20 protein-coding genes are annotated in these 22,208 nt (G+C 59.7%); 10 read left to right on the top strand and 10 right to left on the bottom strand.

The features are described 5' to 3' along the window. Positions 1-7: 7 nt before the first annotated feature. On the bottom strand, positions 8-676 hold the full coding sequence (locus ALFI_RS00625) for a response regulator transcription factor (protein ID WP_022043753.1): 669 nt from the start codon (positions 674-676) through the stop codon (positions 8-10). Between the two features lie 176 nt (positions 677-852). Between ALFI_RS00625 and ALFI_RS00620 the strand changes: the two genes are divergently transcribed. The 4 genes from ALFI_RS00620 to ALFI_RS00605 all read left to right on the top strand — a co-directional run bounded on the left by ALFI_RS00620 (position 853) and on the right by ALFI_RS00605 (position 7,896). Beyond that, positions 853-3,210 (top strand): DUF349 domain-containing protein, encoded by a 2,358-nt coding sequence (locus ALFI_RS00620; protein ID WP_009598825.1) that lies wholly within the window; start codon positions 853-855, stop codon positions 3,208-3,210. A gap of 11 nt (positions 3,211-3,221) precedes the next feature. Further along, positions 3,222-4,844, top strand: a complete 1,623-nt coding sequence (locus tag ALFI_RS00615; protein ID WP_009598820.1) for a CTP synthase — start codon at positions 3,222-3,224, stop codon at positions 4,842-4,844. Positions 4,845-4,877: 33 nt separating this feature from the next. Further along, positions 4,878-6,848, top strand: a complete 1,971-nt coding sequence (gene yidC, locus ALFI_RS00610; protein WP_009598870.1) for a membrane protein insertase YidC — start codon at positions 4,878-4,880, stop codon at positions 6,846-6,848. Between the two features lie 193 nt (positions 6,849-7,041). Continuing rightward, entirely contained in the window at positions 7,042-7,896 is an 855-nt protein-coding gene (locus ALFI_RS00605) for a hypothetical protein (protein ID WP_205124016.1), read from the top strand. Positions 7,897-8,112: 216 nt separating this feature from the next. Here the strand turns inward: ALFI_RS00605 and ALFI_RS00600 are convergent, their stop codons facing one another. The 4 genes from ALFI_RS00600 to ALFI_RS00585 form a co-directional block, all read right to left on the bottom strand. Continuing rightward, a complete protein-coding gene (locus tag ALFI_RS00600) occupies positions 8,113-8,490 on the bottom strand; it encodes a winged helix-turn-helix transcriptional regulator (RefSeq protein ID WP_009598844.1) in 378 nt (125 codons plus the stop codon). 1 nt (position 8,491) lies between these two features. Further along, positions 8,492-9,691: a class I SAM-dependent rRNA methyltransferase gene (locus ALFI_RS00595; protein ID WP_014774353.1), complete on the bottom strand. Its 1,200-nt coding sequence runs from the start codon at positions 9,689-9,691 to the stop codon at positions 8,492-8,494. Next, positions 9,688-10,299 carry a 3'-5' exonuclease gene (locus tag ALFI_RS00590; protein ID WP_009598866.1) on the bottom strand — a complete coding sequence of 204 codons (612 nt, stop codon included), beginning with the start codon at positions 10,297-10,299 and terminating at the stop codon, positions 9,688-9,690. The genes ALFI_RS00595 and ALFI_RS00590 overlap by 4 nt, the downstream gene beginning before the upstream one ends. A 90-nt stretch (positions 10,300-10,389) precedes the next feature. Continuing rightward, positions 10,390-12,321 carry a RecQ family ATP-dependent DNA helicase gene (locus ALFI_RS00585; RefSeq protein ID WP_042493872.1) on the bottom strand — a complete coding sequence of 644 codons (1,932 nt, stop codon included), beginning with the start codon at positions 12,319-12,321 and terminating at the stop codon, positions 10,390-10,392. Between the two features lie 74 nt (positions 12,322-12,395). Between ALFI_RS00585 and ALFI_RS00580 the strand changes: the two genes are divergently transcribed. The 4 genes from ALFI_RS00580 to ALFI_RS00565 all read left to right on the top strand — a co-directional run bounded on the left by ALFI_RS00580 (position 12,396) and on the right by ALFI_RS00565 (position 15,853). Beyond that, the gene (locus tag ALFI_RS00580; protein ID WP_009598854.1) at positions 12,396-12,662 is read left to right on the top strand and encodes a PqqD family protein; all 267 of its coding nucleotides are present in this window, start codon (positions 12,396-12,398) and stop codon (positions 12,660-12,662) included. A gap of 20 nt (positions 12,663-12,682) precedes the next feature. Then, positions 12,683-13,099: a hypothetical protein gene (locus ALFI_RS00575; protein WP_014774350.1), complete on the top strand. Its 417-nt coding sequence runs from the start codon at positions 12,683-12,685 to the stop codon at positions 13,097-13,099. A gap of 65 nt (positions 13,100-13,164) precedes the next feature. Then, positions 13,165-15,495, top strand: coding sequence for a TonB-dependent receptor (locus tag ALFI_RS00570; protein WP_014774349.1), 2,331 nt, complete (start codon positions 13,165-13,167; stop codon positions 15,493-15,495). A 46-nt stretch (positions 15,496-15,541) separates the two neighbouring features. After that, entirely contained in the window at positions 15,542-15,853 is a 312-nt protein-coding gene (locus ALFI_RS00565; protein WP_009598804.1) for a heavy-metal-associated domain-containing protein, read from the top strand. Between the two features lie 79 nt (positions 15,854-15,932). Here ALFI_RS00565 and ALFI_RS00560 read toward each other — a convergent pair whose 3' ends face one another. Continuing rightward, entirely contained in the window at positions 15,933-16,655 is a 723-nt protein-coding gene (locus ALFI_RS00560) for an MBL fold metallo-hydrolase (protein WP_014774347.1), read from the bottom strand. 67 nt (positions 16,656-16,722) lie between these two features. On the opposite strand from ALFI_RS00560, the gene ALFI_RS17595 reads away from it, so the two are divergent. After that, positions 16,723-16,851, top strand: a complete 129-nt coding sequence (locus ALFI_RS17595; RefSeq protein WP_262708628.1) for a hypothetical protein — start codon at positions 16,723-16,725, stop codon at positions 16,849-16,851. Between the two features lie 82 nt (positions 16,852-16,933). Further along, a complete protein-coding gene (locus tag ALFI_RS00555) occupies positions 16,934-17,857 on the top strand; it encodes a hypothetical protein (RefSeq protein WP_227042512.1) in 924 nt (307 codons plus the stop codon). A gap of 73 nt (positions 17,858-17,930) precedes the next feature. Here the strand turns inward: ALFI_RS00555 and ALFI_RS00550 are convergent, their stop codons facing one another. From ALFI_RS00550 to rplT, 4 genes are all read right to left on the bottom strand, one after another. Beyond that, a complete protein-coding gene (locus ALFI_RS00550) occupies positions 17,931-19,142 on the bottom strand; it encodes an MFS transporter (RefSeq protein ID WP_014774345.1) in 1,212 nt (403 codons plus the stop codon). Between the two features lie 15 nt (positions 19,143-19,157). Continuing rightward, complete coding sequence (locus tag ALFI_RS00545; protein ID WP_014774344.1) at positions 19,158-19,580, bottom strand: hypothetical protein; 423 nt, start codon at positions 19,578-19,580, stop codon at positions 19,158-19,160. An 8-nt stretch (positions 19,581-19,588) separates the two neighbouring features. Continuing rightward, positions 19,589-21,688: a M6 family metalloprotease domain-containing protein gene (locus ALFI_RS00540; RefSeq protein WP_014774343.1), complete on the bottom strand. Its 2,100-nt coding sequence runs from the start codon at positions 21,686-21,688 to the stop codon at positions 19,589-19,591. Between the two features lie 151 nt (positions 21,689-21,839). Then, on the bottom strand, positions 21,840-22,184 hold the full coding sequence (rplT, locus tag ALFI_RS00535; RefSeq protein WP_009598791.1) for a 50S ribosomal protein L20: 345 nt from the start codon (positions 22,182-22,184) through the stop codon (positions 21,840-21,842). Positions 22,185-22,208 lie beyond the last annotated feature (24 nt).

The following is a 22,208-nucleotide window of genomic DNA, read 5'->3' as shown; positions in this document are numbered from 1 at the left end:
CCCGGCGTTACGGTTCGTATTTGTAGCCCACGCCCTTGACGGTGACGATCTTTTCGTCGCCGATCTTCTGGCGCAGTTTGCGGATGTGCACGTCGATGGTGCGGTCGCCCACGACCACCTCCGAACCCCAGATCCGGGCATATATCTCTTCGCGCGAGAAGAGTTTGCCCGGTGACGAGTAGAGCAGGTCCAAGAGGGCGAACTCCTTGCGGGGCAGGCTGATTTCGCGGCCGTCGCGCGTGACGGTGTAGCGCTCGCGGTCCATGGCGACGCCCTCCTCCGCCGGAGCGGGGGCCTTTCCGGCGTCGATGCGCTTGAGGATGGCCTGCACGCGGCTGACCAGCAGTTTCATCTTGATCGGCTTGGTCAGGTAGTCGTCGGCCCCCACGCCGAAGCCGGCCAGCTGCTGTTCCTCTTCGCCCAAGGCCGAGAGGAAGACGACCATCGTGTCGCGCAGCTGCGGGTCCTCGCGGATGGCGCGGCAGGTCTGCGCCCCGTCCATCACGGGCATCATCATGTCCAGCAGGATCAGGTGGGGGCGGTGCTGCGCCGCGGCTTTCAGCGCTTCGGCTCCGTTCTGGGCCGTGAATACCTCGTAACCCTCCTTGACGAGGGTGTATTTCACGAATTCGAGGATGTCGGGTTCGTCGTCGACGAGCAGGATGCGGTGGCTCATAATTTCGGTCAATGCGTTTTCGGCGGCGCACCGGCGACCGGTTGGCCGTGTGCCGCGCATATCTTGTGCGAAGTTAGCAAATTTCCGGCGAAATCGTTCGGCGGCACGGGAAAAATGGTTATATTTGCGAGATTTATATACTTCCGTATATATGGAACTCAAAAACGTGTATTGAGATGGCTACTGAAAATCCGATTCTTCCTGCTCCTGAGGAGCAAGTCAGCAAGGCTGCTGAAGATGTGCAGAAGGCAACTTCCGAAGTGACTCCCGAAGTCCCTGATTCCGAAACGGCTGCGATTGCAGAACCCGAAACGCCCGCTGTCGCGCAGGGCGAACCCGCAGCGTCCGCCGCCGAGGCGCCCGTAAGCGAAGCGCTGGCCGAAGAGACCGTCGCCGAAACGGCTGCGGAAGCTCCTGCTGCCGGCGAGGTTGCCGCAGATGCGCCTGCTGCCGGCGAGGTTGCCGCAGATGCGCCTGCAGACGGGGAGGGAGCGCCTGCGGAGATGCCTGCGGCTGAAGTCCCCGCCGCAGAGGTCGTTGCCGAAGCTCCTGCCGCCGAAACGGCTGCGGAAGCGGCTCCCGCAGAAGAGACGGCGCGTGCGAAGCGCGCCCGGATCAAGCCTGCGGCCGAAGCGGTCGTAACTGAGACGGAAGAGGAGGCTGCGGCGTCCGACGTGCAGGTGGATTTCGCGGACGAGGAGGCCGCGCTGGCGGCGCAGGACGCCGGACTCGAACTAGAGGGCGAGACCGCCGAGGAGGCCGAGGCCGAGCAGATGGCGGGAAGCGCCGCCGATACCGAAGACAAATTCACGGGCCGGGGCAAGGAGGAGCTGGTGGCTTTATTCACGCGCATGCTCGAAGAGCAGCCCGTGCAGTCGATCCGCCGGGATGTGGAGGCGCTGAAGATCGCCTTCTACCGCATCCGCCGTGCCGAGGTCGAAGCCGCACGCCGCAAATTCATCGAGGAGGGCGGCGCCGAAGAGGATTTCGCGCCGGCAGTGGACGGGGTCGAAGTGCAGCTCAAGGAGCTGTTCAAGGAGTACCGCCGTCGCCGCGACGAGTTCATCGCCAATCTCGAAGCCGAGAAGGAGAAGAACCTGCAGGTCAAGCTGGGAATTATCGAAGAACTGAAGGAGCTGGTCAATTCGGACGAGACGCTCAACCATACCTTTACCAAATTCCGCGAGTTGCAGCAGCGCTGGAAGGAGACCGGCATCGTGCCCCTGCAGAACGTCAAGGATTTGTGGGAGACCTATAACCTGCACGTCGAGAATTTCTACAGCTTCATCAAGATCAACAAGGAGCTGCGCGATCTGGACCTGAAGAAGAATTACGAGCAGAAGGTGACCCTGTGCGAGCAGGCCGAGGCGCTCGTGCTGGAGCCTTCGGTGGTCGAAGCGTTCCACAAACTGCAGAAACTGCACGACGAATGGCGCGAGACGGGTCCCGTGGCCAACGAATACAAGGAGGTGCTGTGGGAGCGTTTCAAGGCGGCGTCGAGCCGGATCAACAAACAGCATCAGGAGCACTTCGAGGCGCTGAAGGGCGAGCAGGTCCGCAACCTCGAACTGAAGACGGAGCTTTGCGCCGCCACCGAGGAGCTGGCCGCGCAGCCGCTCACCACCCGCAAGGAGTGGAACCGGGCCAGCGACCGTCTGCTGGAGATTCAGAAGACGTGGAAGACCATCGGCTTCGCGCCCAAGAAGGACAACAACCGCATATATGAACGTTTCCGCACGGCGTGCGACAGGTTCTTCGAGGCCAAGCGTCAGTTCTATTCGGGCGTGAAGGCCGAGATGGAGCATAATCTGCAGCTCAAGACCGAAATATGCGAGGCCGCCGAGTCGCTGATGAACAGCGAGGAGTGGAAGAAGGCGACCGACGAGCTGATCGCCCTGCAGGCCCGCTGGAAGGAGATCGGCGCCGTGTCGCGCCGGCATTCGGATGCGATCTGGCGGCGTTTCCGCGCGGCGTGCGACAAATTCTTCGAGCGCAAGGGCGCGCATTTCGCCAGCGTGGACGGCGAGCACGAGGAGAATCTGAAGAAGAAGCTCGCGCTGCTGGAAGAGATGGCCGCGGCCGATGTCAAGACGGGCGGTTACGACGTGATCCGCGACTTCCAGCGCCGCTGGGGCGAGATCGGGTTCGTACCCATCAAGCAGAAGGACGCCGTGCAGAAGAAGTACAAGGCCGCCGTCGATGCGCTGTTCAACACGCTGCGCGGCACCGAGCGCGACCGTTCGATGAACCGTTTCCGCGAGAAGGTGTCGTCGTTCAAGTCGGCGGGCGGCAGCCGCCTGCGTTCGGAGCGCGAACGGCTCTACGGCAAGGTGCGCCAGTTGGAGCAGGAGATCGGCCTGCTGGAGAACAATATCGGTTTCTTCGCCAAGTCGAAGAACGCCGAGTCGCTGATCGCCGACGTGAAGGCCAAGATCGAGCGCGCCCGTGAGGATATGGCCGCCGCGATCGAGAAAGTGAAGCTGATCGACCGTCAGGCGCAGGAGGAGAATCACGAAAACAACGAAAATAAATAGTAATAAACGTAATGAAACTTTCCAAACCCAAGTACATATTTGTTACGGGCGGCGTTGCGTCGTCGCTCGGCAAGGGTATTATTTCGGCCTCGATAGCCCGACTTCTGCAGGCGCGCGGCTATTCGGTGACCATTCAGAAACTCGACCCCTACATCAACGTCGATCCCGGAACGCTGAATCCCTACGAACACGGCGAATGCTATGTGACGGAGGACGGCGCGGAGACCGACCTCGATCTGGGCCACTACGAACGCTTTACGAACCAGCCCACGTCGAAGGCCAACAACGTCACGACGGGCCGGATTTACAAGAGCGTCATCGAGAAGGAGCGCAAGGGCGAGTATCTGGGCAAGACCGTGCAGGTCATTCCCCATATCACCGACGAGATCAAGCGCCGCATCCAGCTGCTGGCGCAGAAGAAGGTTTACGACGTTATCATCACCGAGATCGGCGGTACGGTGGGCGACATCGAGTCGCTGCCGTTCATCGAGTCGGTGCGCCAGCTGCGCTACTCGCTGGGCTATAAGAACACGGCGCTGGTGCACCTGACGCTGATCCCCTACATGGCGGCTTCGGGCGAGCTGAAGACCAAACCCACCCAGCACTCGGTGAAGGCGCTGCTCGAAAACGGCTTGCAGCCCGACATCCTCGTGCTGCGCACCGAGCATCCGCTTTCGGTGAACCTGCGCCGCAAGGTGGCCCTGTTCTGCAACGTGGACGCCAACGCCGTGATGGAGTCGATCGACGTACCGACGATCTACGAAGTGCCGCAGAAGATGCACGACCAGCATCTGGACGAGGTGGTGCTCCAGAAACTCGACCTGCCCGCCGACAAGGAACCCGATATGACCGCGTGGAACGCGCTGGTAGACAAGATCAAGCACCCTTCGAAGAAGATCGAGATCGCGCTGGTCGGCAAGTACACCGAACTGCCCGACGCCTACAAGTCGATCTGCGAATCGTTCGTGCATGCGGGCGCCGTGAACGACTGCAAGGTGAAACTGCGCTATGTCAATTCAGAGAAGATCACGCCCGAAACCGTGGCCGAGAAGCTGGGCAAGATGTCGGGCATTCTGGTGGCTCCGGGCTTCGGAAACCGCGGCATCGAGGGCAAGATCGTGGCCGTGCGTTATGCCCGCGAAAACAACATTCCGTTCCTCGGCATCTGTCTGGGCATGCAGTGCGCCGTGATCGAGTTCGCCCGCAACGTGCTGGGCATCGCCGACGCCAATTCGAGCGAAATGGAATCGACGCCGCATCCGGTCATCGACCTGATGGAGGAGCAGAAGGGCGTGACGGCCAAGGGCGGCACGATGCGTCTGGGCGCCTATCCGTGTGCGCTGAAGAAGGGTTCGAAAGTCGCCGCGGCGTACGGCAAGCTCAATATTTCGGAGCGTCACCGTCACCGCTACGAGTTCAACAACGACTATCTGGAGCAGTTCGAAGCCGCCGGCATGCAGGCCGTGGGCATCAACCCCGATACGGGGCTGGTCGAGGTGGTCGAAGTGGCGAACCATCCGTGGTTCGTCGGCACGCAGTATCATCCCGAATACAAAAGTACGGTGCTGAAGCCTTCGCCGCTGTTCGTGGCGTTCGTCGGAGCGGCGCTCAAATACGCCGGGGAAAAGAAGTAATAACCGCACAAAGTAAGAAGCAAACACGTTTAGATGGATAAAAAAACAATTTTGGGTATTGTCGTCGTGGCGGTCCTTTTTCTGGGATTCGCCTATGTCAATACCAAACAGCAGGAGAAATATCAGCAGGAAATGGCCGCGTGGCAGGCCTATCAGGATTCGGTAGCCGCCGCTTCGCGTCCCGCGGTTCCCGCGGCGGACAGCGTGGCAGGCGGCGCTGCGGAGAGTGCGGTTGCGGCGTCCGGTGAGACGACGGCGCCCGAAGCGGAGGCGGATTTGGCCCAGACCGTGCGTCAGCGTCGGATCGCCGCGATGGGCGAGTATCTGACCGCGGCGCAGGAGGCAGAGCCTGAAGAGTTTACGGTGGAGAACGAGGTGATGACGGTGCGTTTCTCGACGCGCGGCGGACAGATCACGGGCGTGACGCTCAAGGACTACACCAAGTACGCACCCCGCGGTCAGCGCGACCAACTGATCGAGCTGATGGACCCTGCGAGCGCCCGGTTCGACATGTCGTTCTATGTGAAGAACGGCCTGAACAACGTCAAGGTCAATACGATGGATTACGTCTTCCGCGCTGAACCCGTGGAGACGGCAGGCGATGCCCGGCGTGTGACGATGCGTCTTGCGGTGGCGGAGAACGCATGGCTCGAATACGAGTACCTTATATATAATAAGCAGGCTCCGGAGCGCGATTACCTCGTGGATTTCAACGTCCGGCTGGTGAACATGGCCCCGCAGATGGCCAACCAGACTTCGATCGGCATCGACTGGTCGAATGTCTCGTACCAGAACGAGAAGGGGTTCCAGAACGAAAACATGTACACGACGCTGGCCTACCGTTTTCCGGGCGAAAGTTCGATCGAGGAGCTGGGTATGAGCGACGGCGCCAAGTCGAAGAGCGTATCGACGGCGGTGAACTGGGTGGCTTTCAAGCAGCAGTTCTTCTCGTCGGTCTTCATCGCGCCGCAGAACGTCTCCAGCGCCAACATGGCCTTCGATACGGCGGCTCCCGGCTCGGAGCTGCTCAAGAGTTTCTCCGTGCAGATGGCTGTGCCCTACTCGGCGCAGGTCGAAGGATATGATTTCGCATTCTACTTCGGTCCCAACAAATATGCGATCCTGAAGAAAGTCACCGACAACAACGGTGCGGACCTCCATATGGAGCGTCTGATTCCGCTGGGATGGGGTATCTTCGGCTGGGTGAACCGCTGGTGTGTGATTCCGGTCTTCGACTTCCTGCGCAACTACATCGGCAGTTTCGGCATCATCATCCTGATTCTGGTGATTCTCGTGAAGCTCGTCATCTCGCCGCTCACCTACAAGAGCTACGTGTCGATGGCCAAGATGCGCCTGATAAAACCGCAGGTGGACGAGCTTAACAAGAAGTATCCCAAGAAGGAGGATGCCATGAAAAAGCAGCAGGCGACGATGGAACTTTACAAAAAGGCCGGCATCAACCCCATGGGCGGCTGTATTCCGATGCTGATCCAGCTGCCGATCCTGATCGCCATGTTCCGCTTCTTCCCGGCGTCGATCGAGCTGCGTGAGCAGCCGTTCCTCTGGGCCGACGACCTCTCGTCGTACGACAGCATCGTGAACCTGCCGTTCTCGATCCCGTTCTACGGCGACCATGTCAGCCTGTTCGCGCTGCTGATGGCCGTGTCGCTGTTCGGCTACTCCTACTTCAATTACCAGCAGACCGCTTCGTCGCAGCCCCAGATGGCCGGCATGAAGTTTATGATGGTCTACATGATGCCGATCATGATGCTGTTGTGGTTCAACAGCTATTCGAGCGGCTTATGCTACTATTACCTGCTGTCAAACCTCTTCACGATCGGGCAGACGCTCGTCATCCGCCGCATCGTGGACGACGAGAAGATTCATGCCGTGATGCAGGCCAATGCCGCGAGGAAGTCGAAAGGCAAGAAATCGAAATTCCAGCAGCGCTACGAGGAGCTGATGCGTCAGCAGGAGGCCCAGCAGCGGGCCAAACGCAAGTAGTTCCCGGACCGGAAGCCTTCGGGAAGAGACCGGACCCGACTGGAATTGACCGGGAGCGGTCAGAACCGGCCCGAAGCGTTCGGGCTGTTGAATGGACTGCAGAGAACAGGCCGGAGACGAAACCTTTGAACCGGGTGTGCGTCTCCGGCCTTGTTTTTGCTCTGGTGCGGATGTGTAAAATCGTACGACTATGATGAAACGAATTTTTTTTGTGCTGGCGCTCATGGCGGCCGGCACGGCGCTCCGGGCGCAGAGTCTCGGCGGGGAGTATCGGCTCAAACGGATCGTTCCGGTCGAAGGACGGCAGGGAATCGCCGCCGACTCGAACTATTATTACGTTTCGGGCAGCACGGCGCTCTACAAGTATGACAAGCAGGGGCGGCTGGTCGCCGAAAACGAACACCCGTTCGAAGGACTGCCGCTCGAAGCCAATCACTTGGGCGATATCGACGTGTGGAACGGCGAGCTGTATGCCGGTATCGAGACTTTCGAAGACGGCAAGGGCGAGAACATTCAGGTCGCCGTTTACGATGCGGACAACCTGAAATGGAAGCGTTCGATCGACTGGGACCCCGAATCGGGGCAGGTCGAGGTGAGCGGACTGGCCGTGGACCGGGACAACGACATGGTCTGGATGTCGGACTGGGTGGACGGCCGCTATCTGTACGGCTATGATCTCAAGACGGGGAAGTATGTCCGCAAGGTGCATCTGCGTCCGGTTCCGCAGTGGCAGCAGGGGATCTTCATGGTGGACGGCCGGATGCTGATCTCGGCCGATGACGGCGATGCGGACCTCGACGAGCCGGATACGATCTATATCGCCGACATGCGCGACGGGAAGAGTTATGCGACGGCGCTGCCGTTTCGCGCGATGACCGATTTCCTGCGTGCGGGCGAAATCGAAGGATTGGCGATAGATCCGCAGACCGACGAATTGCTGGTGCTGGCCAACCGCGGTTCGCGGATCGTGTTGGGGATGGTCAAGGGCTTTTATCCCGGCTACGACAAGGAACTGCACGAGGTTTATGTTTTCGAAAAGGTAAAATAGAAAAAGTCCCGGAAGGGACTTTTTCTATTTGGAGCGGACATGGCGCCGCCGGGTGCATTTGTCGGGCGTGTTTGGCGGGGCCGGGACGGAACCCTCTCCGGAACGGTTGCAGGAACCGATTGCCGTGGCATCTGAGAGGGCGGACGATGGGGCGGGCTGGGTTGCGGGGACCGCGATGGTCCGAAGCCTGCTGCTTGGCGGTTTCGGGTGCGTGATTTATAGATCCGGTCCGGTTGCTTGCAGGGAGTTGCGGTCGCTGACGATCGCGTCGAAATTTTCCAGTGCCCAGCCGATGAGCGAGACGAGATGGGGCATGAGCGATTCGCCGCGGGGCGTGAGGGCGTATTCGACGCGCGGCGGCACTTCGGGGTAGACCGTGCGCGAAAGCAGGCCGTCCTGTTCGAGCCGCCGCAGGGTCGAGGCGAGCATCTTCTGCGAGATGTCGGTCATCCGGCGGTGTATCTCCGAAAAGCGCAGACGCCCGCCCGTGTGCAGGTTGTAGAGCACCAGCAGGGACCATTTGTCGCCGAAGCGGTCCACGATATTGCGGATGGGGCAGGCGGCGTACCCCGGATCGGTTGCGGTTTTCGCCATCTTATTCGACGTAGAGCACGAGGCCTTTGAGGTATTCGCCTTCAGGGTGGTAAATGCTGATCGGGTGGTCGGCGGGCTGCGTCATCTGGTGCAGGATGCGTACGTTGCGGCCTGCGATGGCTGCGGCCGAGAAGACCGTCGTGCGGAACAGTTCCTTCGATACGGCCTGCGAGCAGGAGAACGTGAAGAGGATGCCGCCGGGTTTGATCTGCGAAATGGCGCGGGCGTTGAGCCGCTTGTAGCCTTGCAGGGCGTTGCCCAGCACCTTGTGGTGTTTGGCGAAGGCCGGAGGGTCGAGGATGATCAGGTCGTATTTGTCGCCGATGTCCTTGAGATACTCCACGGCGTCGGCCGCAATCTCGCAGAAATCGGCCTCCCGGCCGAAGTTGAGCACCATGTTTTCGGTGGCGAGTGTCACGGCGCGTTCGGAGGAGTCCACCGAGCAGACCTTTCGGGCGCCGCCCGCCATGGCGTAGACCGAGAATCCGCCCGTGTAACAGAAGGTGTTGAGCACCGTGCGGCCTTTGGCGTAGCGTTTCACCAGTTCGCGGTTTTCGCGCTGGTCGAGGAAAAAGCCCGTCTTCTGGCCTTTCTCCCAGTTTACGAGGAATTTCTCGCCGTTTTCCGTCACGATGTGCGATTCGTGGTCGGAGCTGCCCCACAGATAACCGTCCACGGCGCCCAGCCGGGCGTTGAACGGCACCGTCTGCGAACTTTTGTCGTAGATGGCCGTGATTTTGTCGCCGTAAGTCGCCCGTATCGCCTTGGCGATCTCCATGCGGGCGTGGTACATGCCGACCGAGTGGCACTGGACCACGGCCGCCGTGCCGTAGATGTCCACGACCAGTCCCGGCAGGGCGTCGCCCTCGCCGTGCACCAGCCGGTAGCAGTTCGTGTCGGGATTGTCCGTAAGTCCCAGCGTGCGGCGAACGTCGTGCGCCACGGCGATGCGGCGGTTCCACCACTCCTGATCGATCGTCTCCCGGCAGAACGACAGCACGCGCACGGCGATCGAACCGATCTGGTAGTGTCCCTGCGCGATGAATTCGCCCGAACGGGTGTATACTTCGACCAGAGCGCCTTCGGCGATTTCCGATTCGTCTTCGGCCTTGATGTAGTCGATGGCCCCCGAAAAAATCCACGGGTGGCGGCGCATAAGAGACTCTTCCTTGCCTTTGCGCAGGTAGATTTGAGGTGTCATGCTTTGGGACGTTTTATTTTGGGTGTGTGCAGCAGTTTGTCGTAGATCGCCGTGCAGACCCACGCATCGGTCGCGGCGTAGAGTTTCTGTTTGTCGGTGAGCGTCGCGGCCTCCCAGTTGCTCAGACGCTGGGCTTTGGAGACGCGCTGCCGGAGGACGATGGCCGAGAGTTTACGCAGGCTCTTGTCCTCGATGCCCCATTCGGGGGCGATGGACTGCAGGTCCACGAATCCGCCGTCGCGGAAGTGGCGGATCTGGCGCAGCGAGCGGAGGTCGCCCGCCACGTCGGCGCCGATTTTGAGGATGGAGTCGGTTTCGAGCACCTGAAGGATCGGCTTGGCCAGCGGAATCTTGTTCAGCCGGAACAGAAAGCAGAGTTGCGGAGTCGAGAGCTGAAGCAGCGAAACCCGGTAGCTTATGCCCGGACGGAACGAGGGGCGCGTCTCGGTGTCGAAGCCCACGACGGCCTGTTTCATCAGAAACTTGCAGGCCGGCACGATGTCGCGCTCATGCTCGATGATGCGGATTTCGCCCTTGAATTCGATGGCGGGAAGCGCGGCGGTCTCCTCGTTGCTTATTTTATCGGTAAAATTATTTGTCGTAGTCATGCGATGGAACGTTCCCACAAAATTACGGAATTATTTCCGGAAAACGACATGTTCGCAGACCTTTTTGCGATCAGGCGTCGGGGCGCCGGGTTATTTCAGCCTGATTTTCCCGTCCTTGCCGGTGGCGAGCAGACCCTCGTCGAGCAGTTGCCGGATCACTTCGCCGGTCCGCTGCACGCCGCCCGGAAATCCGTCGGCCAGTTCGCGCGGGTCGGCGGGGCCTTGGGCCAGCCGTTCGAGCACCTCTTTGCGCAGGCTTTCCGCCGCATTGCCGGCGGCGTCCGCGGATTTTTGTTTTGCGGCGCGCCGGCGGGCCAGACAGATGTCGCAGACGCCGCACGGCGCGGGATCGCCCTCGCCGAAGTAGGCTTCCAGCACGGCGCTCCGGCAGCGGGTTTCGTTGGCGGCGTAGTCGAGCATGTGTTCGAAACGTTCGCGCATCAGCTCCTGACGCCGTTTGTAGGTGTCGGGAGAGATGTAGAGGTCGGCGCGGGGAAGCCGCTCCTCGTTCATGAAGAGGATCGGCGAGCGGTTGGAGGGGACGTAGCGGATCACGCGCAGCTGCCAGAGCCGTTTGAGCAGCTCCTTGACCCGCTCGACGGTGTAGCCGCTCCACGTGGCGATCTCGCCCTCGTCGATCTGGCGGAATTCGGTGAAGACGCCGTTGTAAAGGCGCAGCAGCGTGCGGATGAAGTGGTCGAGTTCGTCACGCTGGACGCGGATGCGGTAGAGATCGTCGCGGCTTACGCAGAACATGATTCGCGCCGGATTCTCCTGCGCGTCGGTCAGCGTCATGTAGCCGTTCTGCTGCAGGAGTTTGAGCGCGCTCTGCACCGTGCCGGAGTAGAGGTGCTCGCGGGCGCAGAAGTCGTGGATGTTGAACAGAAACGAAGCTTCGGCGCCGTCGCCGATGCCGATCTGCAGGTAGGAGCAGACCTTTTCGTAGATGTCCTTGATCTTTTCGAGCGGCGGAAATTCCTGCTCGAAACGCTTTATGATGCGCCCTCCGTCGTCGGGGGAGGTCAGCAGCAGGGCGTAGCTGCGCACGCCGTCGCGGCCTGCGCGGCCGGCCTCCTGATAGTAGCTTTCGAGCGAATCGCACATGGCGTAGTGGGCGACGAACCGCACGTCGGGTTTGTCGATGCCCATGCCGAAGGCGTTGGTGGCGACCATGACGCGCGTCCTGCCCGCGACCCACTCCTCCTGCCGCAGCGAACGCTCGGCGTGTCCCATCCCGCCGTGGTAGGCCGCAGCCGTCACGCCCTGCCGGCGCAGCATGTCGGCGACCTGCTCGGTGCCTTCGCGCGTGCGGACGTAGACGATGCCCGAACCGGGAACGTTCTGGACCAGCCGGAGCAGCTGCCCGTTTTTGTCGTCGGTGCGGCGGACGCTGTACGAGAGGTTGGGGCGCGCGAAACTGCTGCGCAGGATATGCGGCTCGGCGAAGCGCAGGTGGCGCATGATGTCCTCGGCCACGAGCTTGGTCGCCGAGGCCGTGAGCGCCAGCACGGGAACGCCCGGCAGTTTTTCGCGCAGTTCGGCGATGCGCAGGTACGAGGGGCGGAAGTCGTAGCCCCACTGCGAGATGCAGTGGGCTTCGTCCACGGCCAGCAGCGAGACCTTCATGCGCTCCACGCGCAGACGGAAGGCTTCGGTGGCGAGCCGTTCGGGAGCCACATAGAGGAATTTGACGTCGCCGTAGACGCAGTTGTCCAGTGCGATGTCGATCTGCCGCGGCGAGAGTCCCGAATGGATGGCGACGGCCGGAATGCGCCGCGCCCGCAGGCGGTCCACCTGATCCTTCATCAGGGCGATCAGGGGCGTGACGACGATGCACAGTCCCGGCTGCGCGAGTCCCGGAACCTGATAGGTCAGCGACTTGCCGCCGCCCGTGGGCATGAGGGCCAGCGTATCGCGCCCGGCCATCGCCGAGCGGATGATCCGCTCCTGTACGGGACGGAATTCGGTGAAGCCCCAGTAGCGCTTCAGCACCTCGAAAATCTTGTCTGCGGACCCTTCCATGCACACAAAGGTAGGAAAAATTAGGCGGTTTGAGGAATTTTTCATACTTTTGCATTCGGTTAAACGTTCGACAAATGAAGATAAGCGAAAAGTTCAAAGTGCGCGAGATGGCGGGGGAGCATGTGATTATCATGCCGGGCCGCGTCGGTGCCGATATGACCCGGATTCTTGCGCTCAACGACTCGTCGCTCTATCTTTGGGAGACGCTCCGCGGCCGCGATTTCACCACCGAAGAGGCCGCCGGCCTGCTTACCGAACGTTACGAGGTGGACGAGGCTACCGCCCTGCGCGACGCGCAGGCGTGGGCGGGGAAGCTCGCCGAATGCGGCGTGCTGGAGTAGCCGGAACCTAATATTATTGCATGAAACTGAAAAGACTCATATCGCTGTTGCTGCTTTCCGTCTACCTGCTGGCGACGGGCGGACCCGCGTATGTGTCGCTTTCGTGCAAGTGCGTCGCGATGAAGGCCCGTGCCGCGCACGTATGCTGTCATCACTGCCAGCACGGTGCGGATACTTCCGACGGAACCGCGTCGCTGAAGGCCACCTGCTGCGGCAATCACCATTCGACGGAGATCAATCTCTATACATTCTCGCAGGACAGCGAAAAATCGACCCGCTGTACGGTTACCGACCTGCCGCCCGCGCTGGTGGCCGAGGCTCCGGAGCCTGCCGACATCTCGCTCGGCGGGGAGAAAACCGTCGGACGCTGCGCCCCCTTCGTCGAACGGGGCCATGTCCGCTGCGCGGGACTCCGCGCCCCTCCCGTATTGGCTTGAAACCCTTTTGGGGCGGATGCTGCGTGCATCCGTCCGGAATCAGTTTTAACCAATAACGGAACGTAATGAAAATCAACAAAATTTTAGTTTTATCTGTTTCAGCCCTCGCTGTGTGCGGCACCCTCAGCGCGCAGGATTTGCGGGGCGTGGTCCGCGATGCCGACAACCAGCCGCTGGTGGGCGCTTCGGTCTACTGGGAGGGTACCACGATCGGCGCCAGCACCGACGCCGAGGGAGCTTTTCTGCTCCACCGCGTGAAAGGTTACGATAATTTGGTGGCTTCGTATCTGGGCTTCGTGAACGACACGCTGCACGTCGCGAACGGCGCGGAGCGGATCGAATTCGCACTTAGGGCGGACGGCGTGGAGCTGGAGGACGTCGTGGTCGAGGGCAACCTCAGCGGCAACTTCGTCAAGCGCGACGGCATCGTCAAGAACGAGATGATTTCGTTCGCGGGTCTCTGCAAGATGGCCTGCTGCAACCTCGCCGAGAGCTTCGAGAATTCGGCTTCGGTGACCGTGGGGTACAGCGACGCCATTTCGGGCGCGCGTCAGATCAAGATGCTGGGCCTTGCGGGCACCTATACGCAGATTCTCGACGAGAACCGTCCGATCATGCGCGGCCTGAGCGCCCCCTACGGCCTGAGCTACACGCCGGGCATGTGGCTCAATTCGATTCAGGTATCCAAAGGCGTGGCCTCGGTTACGGCCGGCCATGAAGCCATCACGGGCCAGATCAACCTCGAACACCGCAAGCCTACCGACGACGAGCGTCTGTTCGTGAATCTCTACCTCGACGACGAGCTGCGTCCCGAAGCCAATATCTCGACGGCGTTTCCCGTTTCCAAGAACAAGAAACTGTCGAGCGTGATCCTGCTGCACGGTTCGATGGACACCGACGTGCGCAAGATGGACCACAACGACGACGGGTTCCGCGACCTGCCGCTGGCCGACCAGCTCAACATCGCCAACAAGTGGCTCTATGCCGCCGACAACGGCACGCAGATTCGCTGGGGCTGGAAGTTCGTGCAGGAGAACCGGCTGGGCGGCATGCTCGACTATAAGAATTCGATGCGCGACCAGATGCGCGAGAAATGGGACCAGCCGGGTACGCTTTACGGATCGAAGATCCGCAACCGCGGCGCGAACGGCTATTTTAAAATAGGTACGCCCGTCGGTCCTTCGGTATACGATCCCGACGAGAAGGACGAGATGCGTTCGAACCTCGCGTTCGTGGCCGATTTCGACCATTTCAACGAAAACGCCTACTTCGGTCTGAACGACTACAAGGGCAACGAGAATGCGCTGGCGATGAACCTGATGTATAATCACTACTTCACCTACCGTTCGTCGCTGATCGTCGGCGCGCAGGCGCAGCTGCAGTATTACCGCGAGAGTCTGGCCAACAACACGCCGTGGATCGAGGCCGCGAAGTCGCGTTTCTACGACTTCGACCGCAGTGAGCAGGAGGTGGGCGCCTATGCCGAGTACACCTATGCCGTCAAGGATAAGTTCTCCATCGTGGCCGGTATCCGCGGAGATTATAACGCCTTCTACGACAAGTTTTTCGTAACGCCCCGCGGCCATATCCGCTGGAACATCACCCCTTCGACGACCTTGCGCGGCTCGGCCGGACTGGGGTACCGTTCGACCAATGTCATCACTGACAATATCGGTATTTTGGCGACGGGTCGCGCGATCGTTTTCAAAGACAGCGACTTCTCGAAGTTCAACCGGCTGGAAAAGGCCCTGACCGTGGGCGGAAGCCTGACGCAGACCTTCGGGCTGGTGAGCGCCGACGACGCGACGCTGAGCTTCGACTATTTCCGCACGCAGTTCTACAACTCGGTGATCGCGGATCAGGAGTATAACGCCGACCAGATACTTCTCTACAACTCGGACAAACGCTCCTATACGGATACCTACCAGATCGACTTTTCGTGGACGCCGGTCGAGCGGCTCGATATTTTCGCGACGTTCCGCTATACGAACAGTGAAATGACGATCGACCGTCCCGACGGAACGACGGCCCGCGTGGAGCGTCCGCTGGTGAGCAAGTACAAGACGCTGCTCAATATCCAGTATGCCACGAAGTTCCGCCGCTGGGTGTTCGACGCCACGGCGCAGCTGAACGGTCCCGCGCGCATCCCGACGCAGACCGGAGATCTGGCCGACGACAAATATTCGCCCCGTTACCCGATGTTCTTCGCGCAGGTGAGCCGCAAGGTCGGCAAGTTCGATATTTATGTCGGCTGCGAGAATATCGCCGACTACCGTCAGCACGACCCGATTCTGAATGCGGACAATCCCTTTTCGACGGGATTCAACTCGATGAACGTCTGGGGACCGCTCATGGGACGTAAGTTTTACGCGGGTCTGCGCTTCAACCTCTATTGATGCGCTCTGCGGAAAAAAGAGATTCAAACCTTAAAATAACACGAAGATGAAAAAGATTTTAATGCTTTGCCTCGCCCTTGTGATGGGTGTCGGCATGTGCGCGGCCGAGAAGCCTGCCAACAAGAAAACGGTGACGACGGTGTTTACGACCGACATCGACTGCGAGCACTGCGTCAAGAAGATCATGAACAACGTTCCGTCGCTGGGCAAGGGCGTGAAGGACGTGCAGGTCGATCTGCCGAAAAAAGAGGTGACCGTGGTATACGACGGCACGAAGAACAACGACGAGAATATCGTCAAGGGCTTCGCTTCGCTCAAGGTGAAGGCCGAGCCGAAGAAAGCCGACGCGAAGAAATAGCGGCGGCCGGGTTTTGTTATTGAAAAGGGAGGACTTGCGGTCCTCCCTTTTTTGTCAGCCGTTCGTGTGATTGCGCGGCCTATTCCATCGGCCGTATACGGACTTCGGTGACGCCTTCCAGCTCGCGGGCGAGACGGGCGGTGTCGGTTTTCTCTTCGACCTCGCCGTAGTGGTAGGGATAGAAGACCGCCGGACGGATCGCCTTGACCGCTTCGACGGCCTGATCCACGGTCATCGTGTAGGGCTGATTGACCGGAAGGAACGCGATGTCGATATTCTTGAGGGCTTTCATTTCGGGCGTAGGCTCCGTATCGCCTGCGATGTAGATGCGCGTGCCGCCGACGGTAAGGATATAGCCGCAGTCCTCGCGGTCTTTGGGGTGGAATTGCAGGTGCCCGTCGGTGGTGTTGTAGGCGGCTACGGCCTCGACCTTGAGGTAGTCGCGCGGTGCGGCGACGCTGCCCGGCCGCATCGTGTAGCAGTTCATTTCGAACGCTTCGGCCGAGGTGCGGTCGCAGAGGATTTCGGTTTGCGGCGTCTGGATCGCTTCGACGGCCGCAACGTCCAGATGGTCGTAATGCGAATGGGTGATCAGGATCACGTCGGCCTTCGGCAACGCCGCGTATCGGGCGTAGCCGCTGACGGGATCGACATAGACGTATTTGCCGCCGACCTCGATCGAAAGCGAGGCGTGCCGGAAGAAGGTGATCGTGATTTGCGTGCCGTCGCGTGTGGTCAGCGTGTCGGCGGGGTATTCGGGCGCTGCTTTCTTTCCGCAGCCGAGCAGTGAAAGGAGGGACATAAGTAACAAGAGTTTTGGGTTCATTCCTCAAATATTGTACATAACAAGGGCAATATAGTGAAAAAAAGTGAAATATTCGTACCTTTGGCCTGCATTCGAAAAGGTCGAGGTGTCGTTCGAGGACGACCGGACGCTGCGCGTCAAAGGATCGCTGCTGGGGTTCAGCCGTTCGGTCTATTGGCAAAAAATCGAATAAATGTGCATTTTTTTGCGCCGGGGCGCAGTATTTTTCGAATTTGTACGTTTATATCGCATAATTTAGTATTGAAATTCTTATGATGAAAAAAGTTTTATTTGTAGCGGCCGTGGCTATGTCGCTGGTTTTTAGCGGGTGTATGAAGGAAGACGACACCTACAAGAAATTGAAGCCCGTACAACCGGGGCTTAACATCTACACCGGTGCCATGAACCAGAATATCGTGTCGATGCAGCAGGCCAACTTCGGCTTGCGGCTTGCGATGCTGGTGGCCGAGGCCGACAAACAGCAGAAAACGATCGACGAAGTGACGGTCGGCAGCAGCAATACACTGCTGAAAAGGCAGTTGCTGGGCAATGCCAAAGTCGAGACTACGGCGAACGGTTACAAGATCACGTTCGATGCCGATTATGCCGACCTCGACACTTATGTCCGCAAGGGCACGCTGCTGATCAACACCAACGAGACGGCGCTGCTGAAAGATGCTACGGAAAGCAAGCCGTGGACCGTTACTTTCGAGGATAAACTGACGATGGGCTATTCGGGCGGCGACATGCAGGCCATCACGCTGACGGGCGGTCTGACGAAACTCTATTTCGTCGAGTCGTCGGGCGCTTACGGAATCGGGCTGGAGGCTCAGCAGTCCTATGTCGGCAAGACCGAGGAGCTGACCTCAAACTGGAACGGCAAATTTACGGTGAAGCCTGAGAACGTGAATTTCACTTATACGGACTGCGCCGGCAAGAAGTTCATGCTGAACGGCACGGCTACGGGCCGCACGTTCAACACCTATGACGGCATTTCGGCGACGACGATGAGTCTCAGGATGACCAACGGCGAGTATTACTCTTCGTCGGCCCTCTACGGCGGCAAGATCGAAGCGTCGCTGGGCGACGGCTACAATCCGAGTCTCTATCCGTCGAAGGATGTCATCGTGGAGATCACCTTGGAAGGTACGCGGCTTCGTCAGACGATCACCTATGCCGGTCACGTCGTGACGGTTTAGGGAATTCTATCCGAATGAAAAAGAGCGGGGCTTGTCGGCCTCGCTCTTTTTTTGTCGTAATGTATTTCCGTCGTCAGGAAGATTGTCGGTCGAGCCGCATGACCGAAGGGATGCAGAATGCGATGAGTCCGATGCCGCAGATGACCGTGCCGGCGATGACGAAGGTCGTCGTCAGGCCGACATGCTCGGCGAGGAAGCCCGTGCCGAGCAGTCCGATCGCCGAGGGGAGCAGTCCGAAACTGTAGTACAGCGACATGACGCGCCCCAGCACTCCCGCGTCGATGCGGCTCTGGATGACGGAGACGAACGACGAGTTGAAGACGCTGCTCGTGACGCCTTCGATCAGGGAAAGGGCGGCGAATAGCGCGAATGCCGTGGGCGGCAGCATGCCCGAAGCGGCGAACAGCAGTCCTATGGTCAGGTACATCAGGTTTATCAGCACGATGCGGTTGACGCGGTAGGTTCGGGCGCCCATGACGGCGCCGCCGATCAGCGCGCCGCCGCCCCACACGATCTCGATCAGGCTCATTTCGTAGGCCCCTCCGCCGAAGTGCTGCAGCGTCATCAGCGGAAACATCACGCCGACGGGCATGATGAAGAACCACACGAGGACGGCCAGCGTGAAAAACCAGCCCATGCCCGGAACGGCGTGCATGGCGCCGAACCCTTCGCGGAACTCGCGCCAGAGACTGGGCGTCTGCGCCGTGCTGCGTTCGGGATTGGGAATGCGGACCAGCAGCAGGGTGGTGCAGGCGATAAAGGCCCCCGCGACGTCCAGCAGCAGGATGTTGCCGATGCCCGTCAGGTTGATCAGCAGGGCGCCGAACGCGGGCCCGATGATGTTCGACAGCGAACTGATGATCTGGTTGATGCCGGCGATGCGCGTCAGCTGCTGCTTGGGCGCGAGCAGCGGCACCGAAGCCTGCATGGCGGGGGTGTGGAAAGCCGACCCGATGGAACGGCATGCCAGCAGCACGTAGATATGCCACATGCGGGCGACGCCGAGCCAGAAAAGTACGGCGAGGAGCAGGGTGCACAACGCGATGAAACTGTCCGCCAGAATCATCGTCCATTTACGGTCCCAGCGGTCCACATAGACGCCGACCAGCGGACCCAGCAGCGACTGGGGAAGCATGCCGGCAATGGCGGCCAGCGCCAGCACCTGCGCCGAGCCTGTTTCGAGGCTCACCCAGAAGATGATGGCGAAGGCGACGACCGAACTGCTCAGGATCGAGGCCAGCTGTCCGCTCCAGATGACGGCGAATGTCTTTTTCCAGTTTTCCACGCTGCGTTTTTGCGGTTACATGCCGATTCGCGGGAAGACGAAGCCTACACGCGTTTGATCGGACCAGAACCAATAGTGCTGTTTGTCCGATTTGAGCAGCACGAAATCTTCGATGCCGCCGATGTTGAGTCCCGTGTTGTCGGTGAAGGTGCCGCGGACCTTCTGTCCCTCGGAGGGCATCGACTCCAGCTGGAGACTGACAAATTTCAGGCCCGCGTCGTCCTGAATGCGGAACGTAAGCGTCGTCGGATCGACGAACAGCTGCTGCTTCGCCTTGTCGAAGAGCCGCAGCGCTTCTCCGCTGCGGTAGATTCCTACGGTTTGGGTCTCCTGCAGCGCCGTGCGCTGGGCCTTGAGCGTCGGGTCTTCGGTTTTGTCTTTCGAGCAGGCGGCTGCGGCCGCGAGACAGATCAGCAGAAGATATTTGAGGTGTTTCATGGCGGATGCTATTTGACGGTGATGTATTTGACGATATACTGCTGCGACTCCTCTTCGGCGTCGGTGACGACGGCCATGATGGTGTGTTCGCCTGCCGCGAGAGTCGTGTAGGTGTTTTCGGTCTTCCGGTTGTCGATGTACCAGTCGATCCGGCCGATCTTGCCGCGGTAGTCGAGCAGACTCAGCATGACCGGCGTGTCGTGCGTGTATCCCTCATCCGGGACGCAGATGCGTACGCTTTTATAGGTGTAGGTCGGCTCCGTATTGAAGATCAGGTCTTTGCTGCTGTCCACCGTGTCGGACACCTGTGCGATGGAGAGTGCATATTCGGTGGCGGGCGACAGACCCGTTATGTGGAAGGCATTGCATCCCGTTACGGTCTCCGAACGCTGTATGCCTGCCGATTTCCATGTGATCTCCCACTCGGCGGCCGGATCGCCCTCCCATGTCAGCAGGGCGTCGTACTGTCTGGCGCTGACCTCGGCCTTGAGATTGGCCTTGGTCTTGACCGACAGTCGGACCTGCGAACCGTCGAGTTTTATATCGCTGAACGAAACGGAAGGTTTGCCGCTGTTCCATGAAATATAGTCCGCGTTGGTTTCGGGCGAGAGCGATGTGATGTTGTTCGCGCCGGGGAAGAACGTCTTCTGGGGAACGTCGTAGGACGACCGGCCCGGAACCGACCGCACGAGTTTCATACATTCGTGGGCCGGATTGTTGTTGAGCGTATTGTAGGACCACTGCGGGACGTATCTGCTGGTGTAATCGACATGATATACCAGCAGGCCGCGGCACGCTGCTGCGCTGTTGAGGGGCTGATCCCACTTGTTGTTCCGGGTGTCGCGGTTCTCCAGCAGGAAATAGTCGTTCGTCGTCGGCGTCTGCACCAGATAGCCTTTGTTCTCCGAGACCGGAGCAAGCGTGTAAAGCCCGTTTTCCGTGACCTCTTCGGGTTCGGCCCAGCCGACCATCCAGCGTTCCAGTATGTTGACCGACGGCGGCGTGCGGCTGTTGTTGTTATAGCTGCCCGAACACATCAGCGAGAAACTCTCCAGCGCCGGAGCGGTGCCGCCCGATGCCGAGTAGTCGGTGTCGTAGAAGTCGGGCCAGCCCAGCACATGGCCGAATTCGTGGCAGAACGTGCCGATGGCGGTCATCTGGTAACCGCCGTTCAGCTCTGCGCCGCAGGCGTATCCCTGCAGTTGTACACCGTCGAATCGGACATCTAGATACTTCGAATTAACCCGTACGTCCCACCGGTGCGGCCAGATGCTTTGCGTATCGCCTGAGTCTGCCTGTCCGCGCCCGGCGTAGAAGACGAAGACGTCGCGTATGACTCCGTTGTCGGCGAAATCGGTGAAGTTGACGTCGTTATCGGCCAGCCGGCATGCTTCGACGATCAGTTCCGCTACATTTTCGCTGCCGTCGCTTCCGGCATAGTACGCCGATGTTTTCGAGGCTTTGTAGGGACCCACCACGACGAATTCGGGATCGAACAGTCTGTTGGAGTTGTCCTGATAGTAATTCCATGCGCTGCCCGTCGCGCCGTTGACGCTGTAGCCGTCCTGCATGAGCAGGTTGCGGAAATCCTGCTGCGCCGATGCCGAGGCGAATTTCTTGTCGGAGGACTCCACCAAGATAATCAGCGATTTGAGCCGGCCTGTGGTTTGGGCTGAAGTGATGCGCCGCGGAGGGGCGGGCTTTCCGGCTGCGGGAAGCACGGGGGCCTGCGTTTGCTGCGGCGCCGGCATGACCATCGGTTTGACGTAGGTCGGTTTGAGCTCCTTCCCCAGTCGTGAGACGACGGCTTTCTCATCGGCGGTGAGTGCGTTTACCGGTCGGGCCTTGACTTTTGTCGGGATCAGTTTTCCCGAAGCCGAAAGCTCGGCGTAGTAGAGGTCGCCGTCGGGACCTCCGGTCAGCGTGTAGCCGTCTGAGGAGAGCATGTAGTGGCGGCGCTCGTCTCCGACGAGACGGACGGTGAGTTGCGTGCCGTCGCTCTGGGTTACTTGGATGAGACCCGGTTTGGCGGGAACGGCGTGCGCAGTTCCGATACCGCAGAGCAGCGCTGCGGACGCGGCGGCAAGCGAAAGGAAAAAGTGTCGCATATGGTTTGTTTTAGATATAAGTGTATAAATGTACGATAAAATCCGGAAATTACTGCCGATTTTATCGAAAACCGCATCGTCCGGTTATATATCGGAATTAAAAAAGGCGGATACCGAGGTATCCGCCGCTATAAACCTTTCCGCAGAGAGGTTATTTAACTGCTTTAACTATTGCCTCGAATGCTTTCGGCTCGTTCATCGCCAGATCGGCCATAACCTTGCGGTTGAGGGCGATGCCCTTGGCGTTGACTTTGCCGATAAATTGCGAATAGGTCATTCCCTGCGCGCGGACTGCGGCGTTGATACGCGTGATCCACAGCGAACGGAACGTCCGCTTCTTGAGTTGACGGTGTGCATAAGCATAGCACAGACCTTTTTCGACCGTGTTTTTCGCAACGGTCCAAACGTTTCCCCTTGAACCAAAGTTACCTTTGGCAAGTTTCAAAACTTTCTTTCTTCTTGCGCGTGACGCAACAACGTTGACTGAACGTGGCATACTGTAAAGTTTTTGAAGAGCTGT

It is taken from the genome of Alistipes finegoldii DSM 17242, from assembly GCF_000265365.1.
In the GTDB taxonomy this organism is placed as follows: Bacteria; Bacteroidota; Bacteroidia; order Bacteroidales; family Rikenellaceae; genus Alistipes; species Alistipes finegoldii.
Note: the sequence above shows the minus strand (reverse complement) of the source record. Positions and strands in the feature narration are given on the sequence as shown.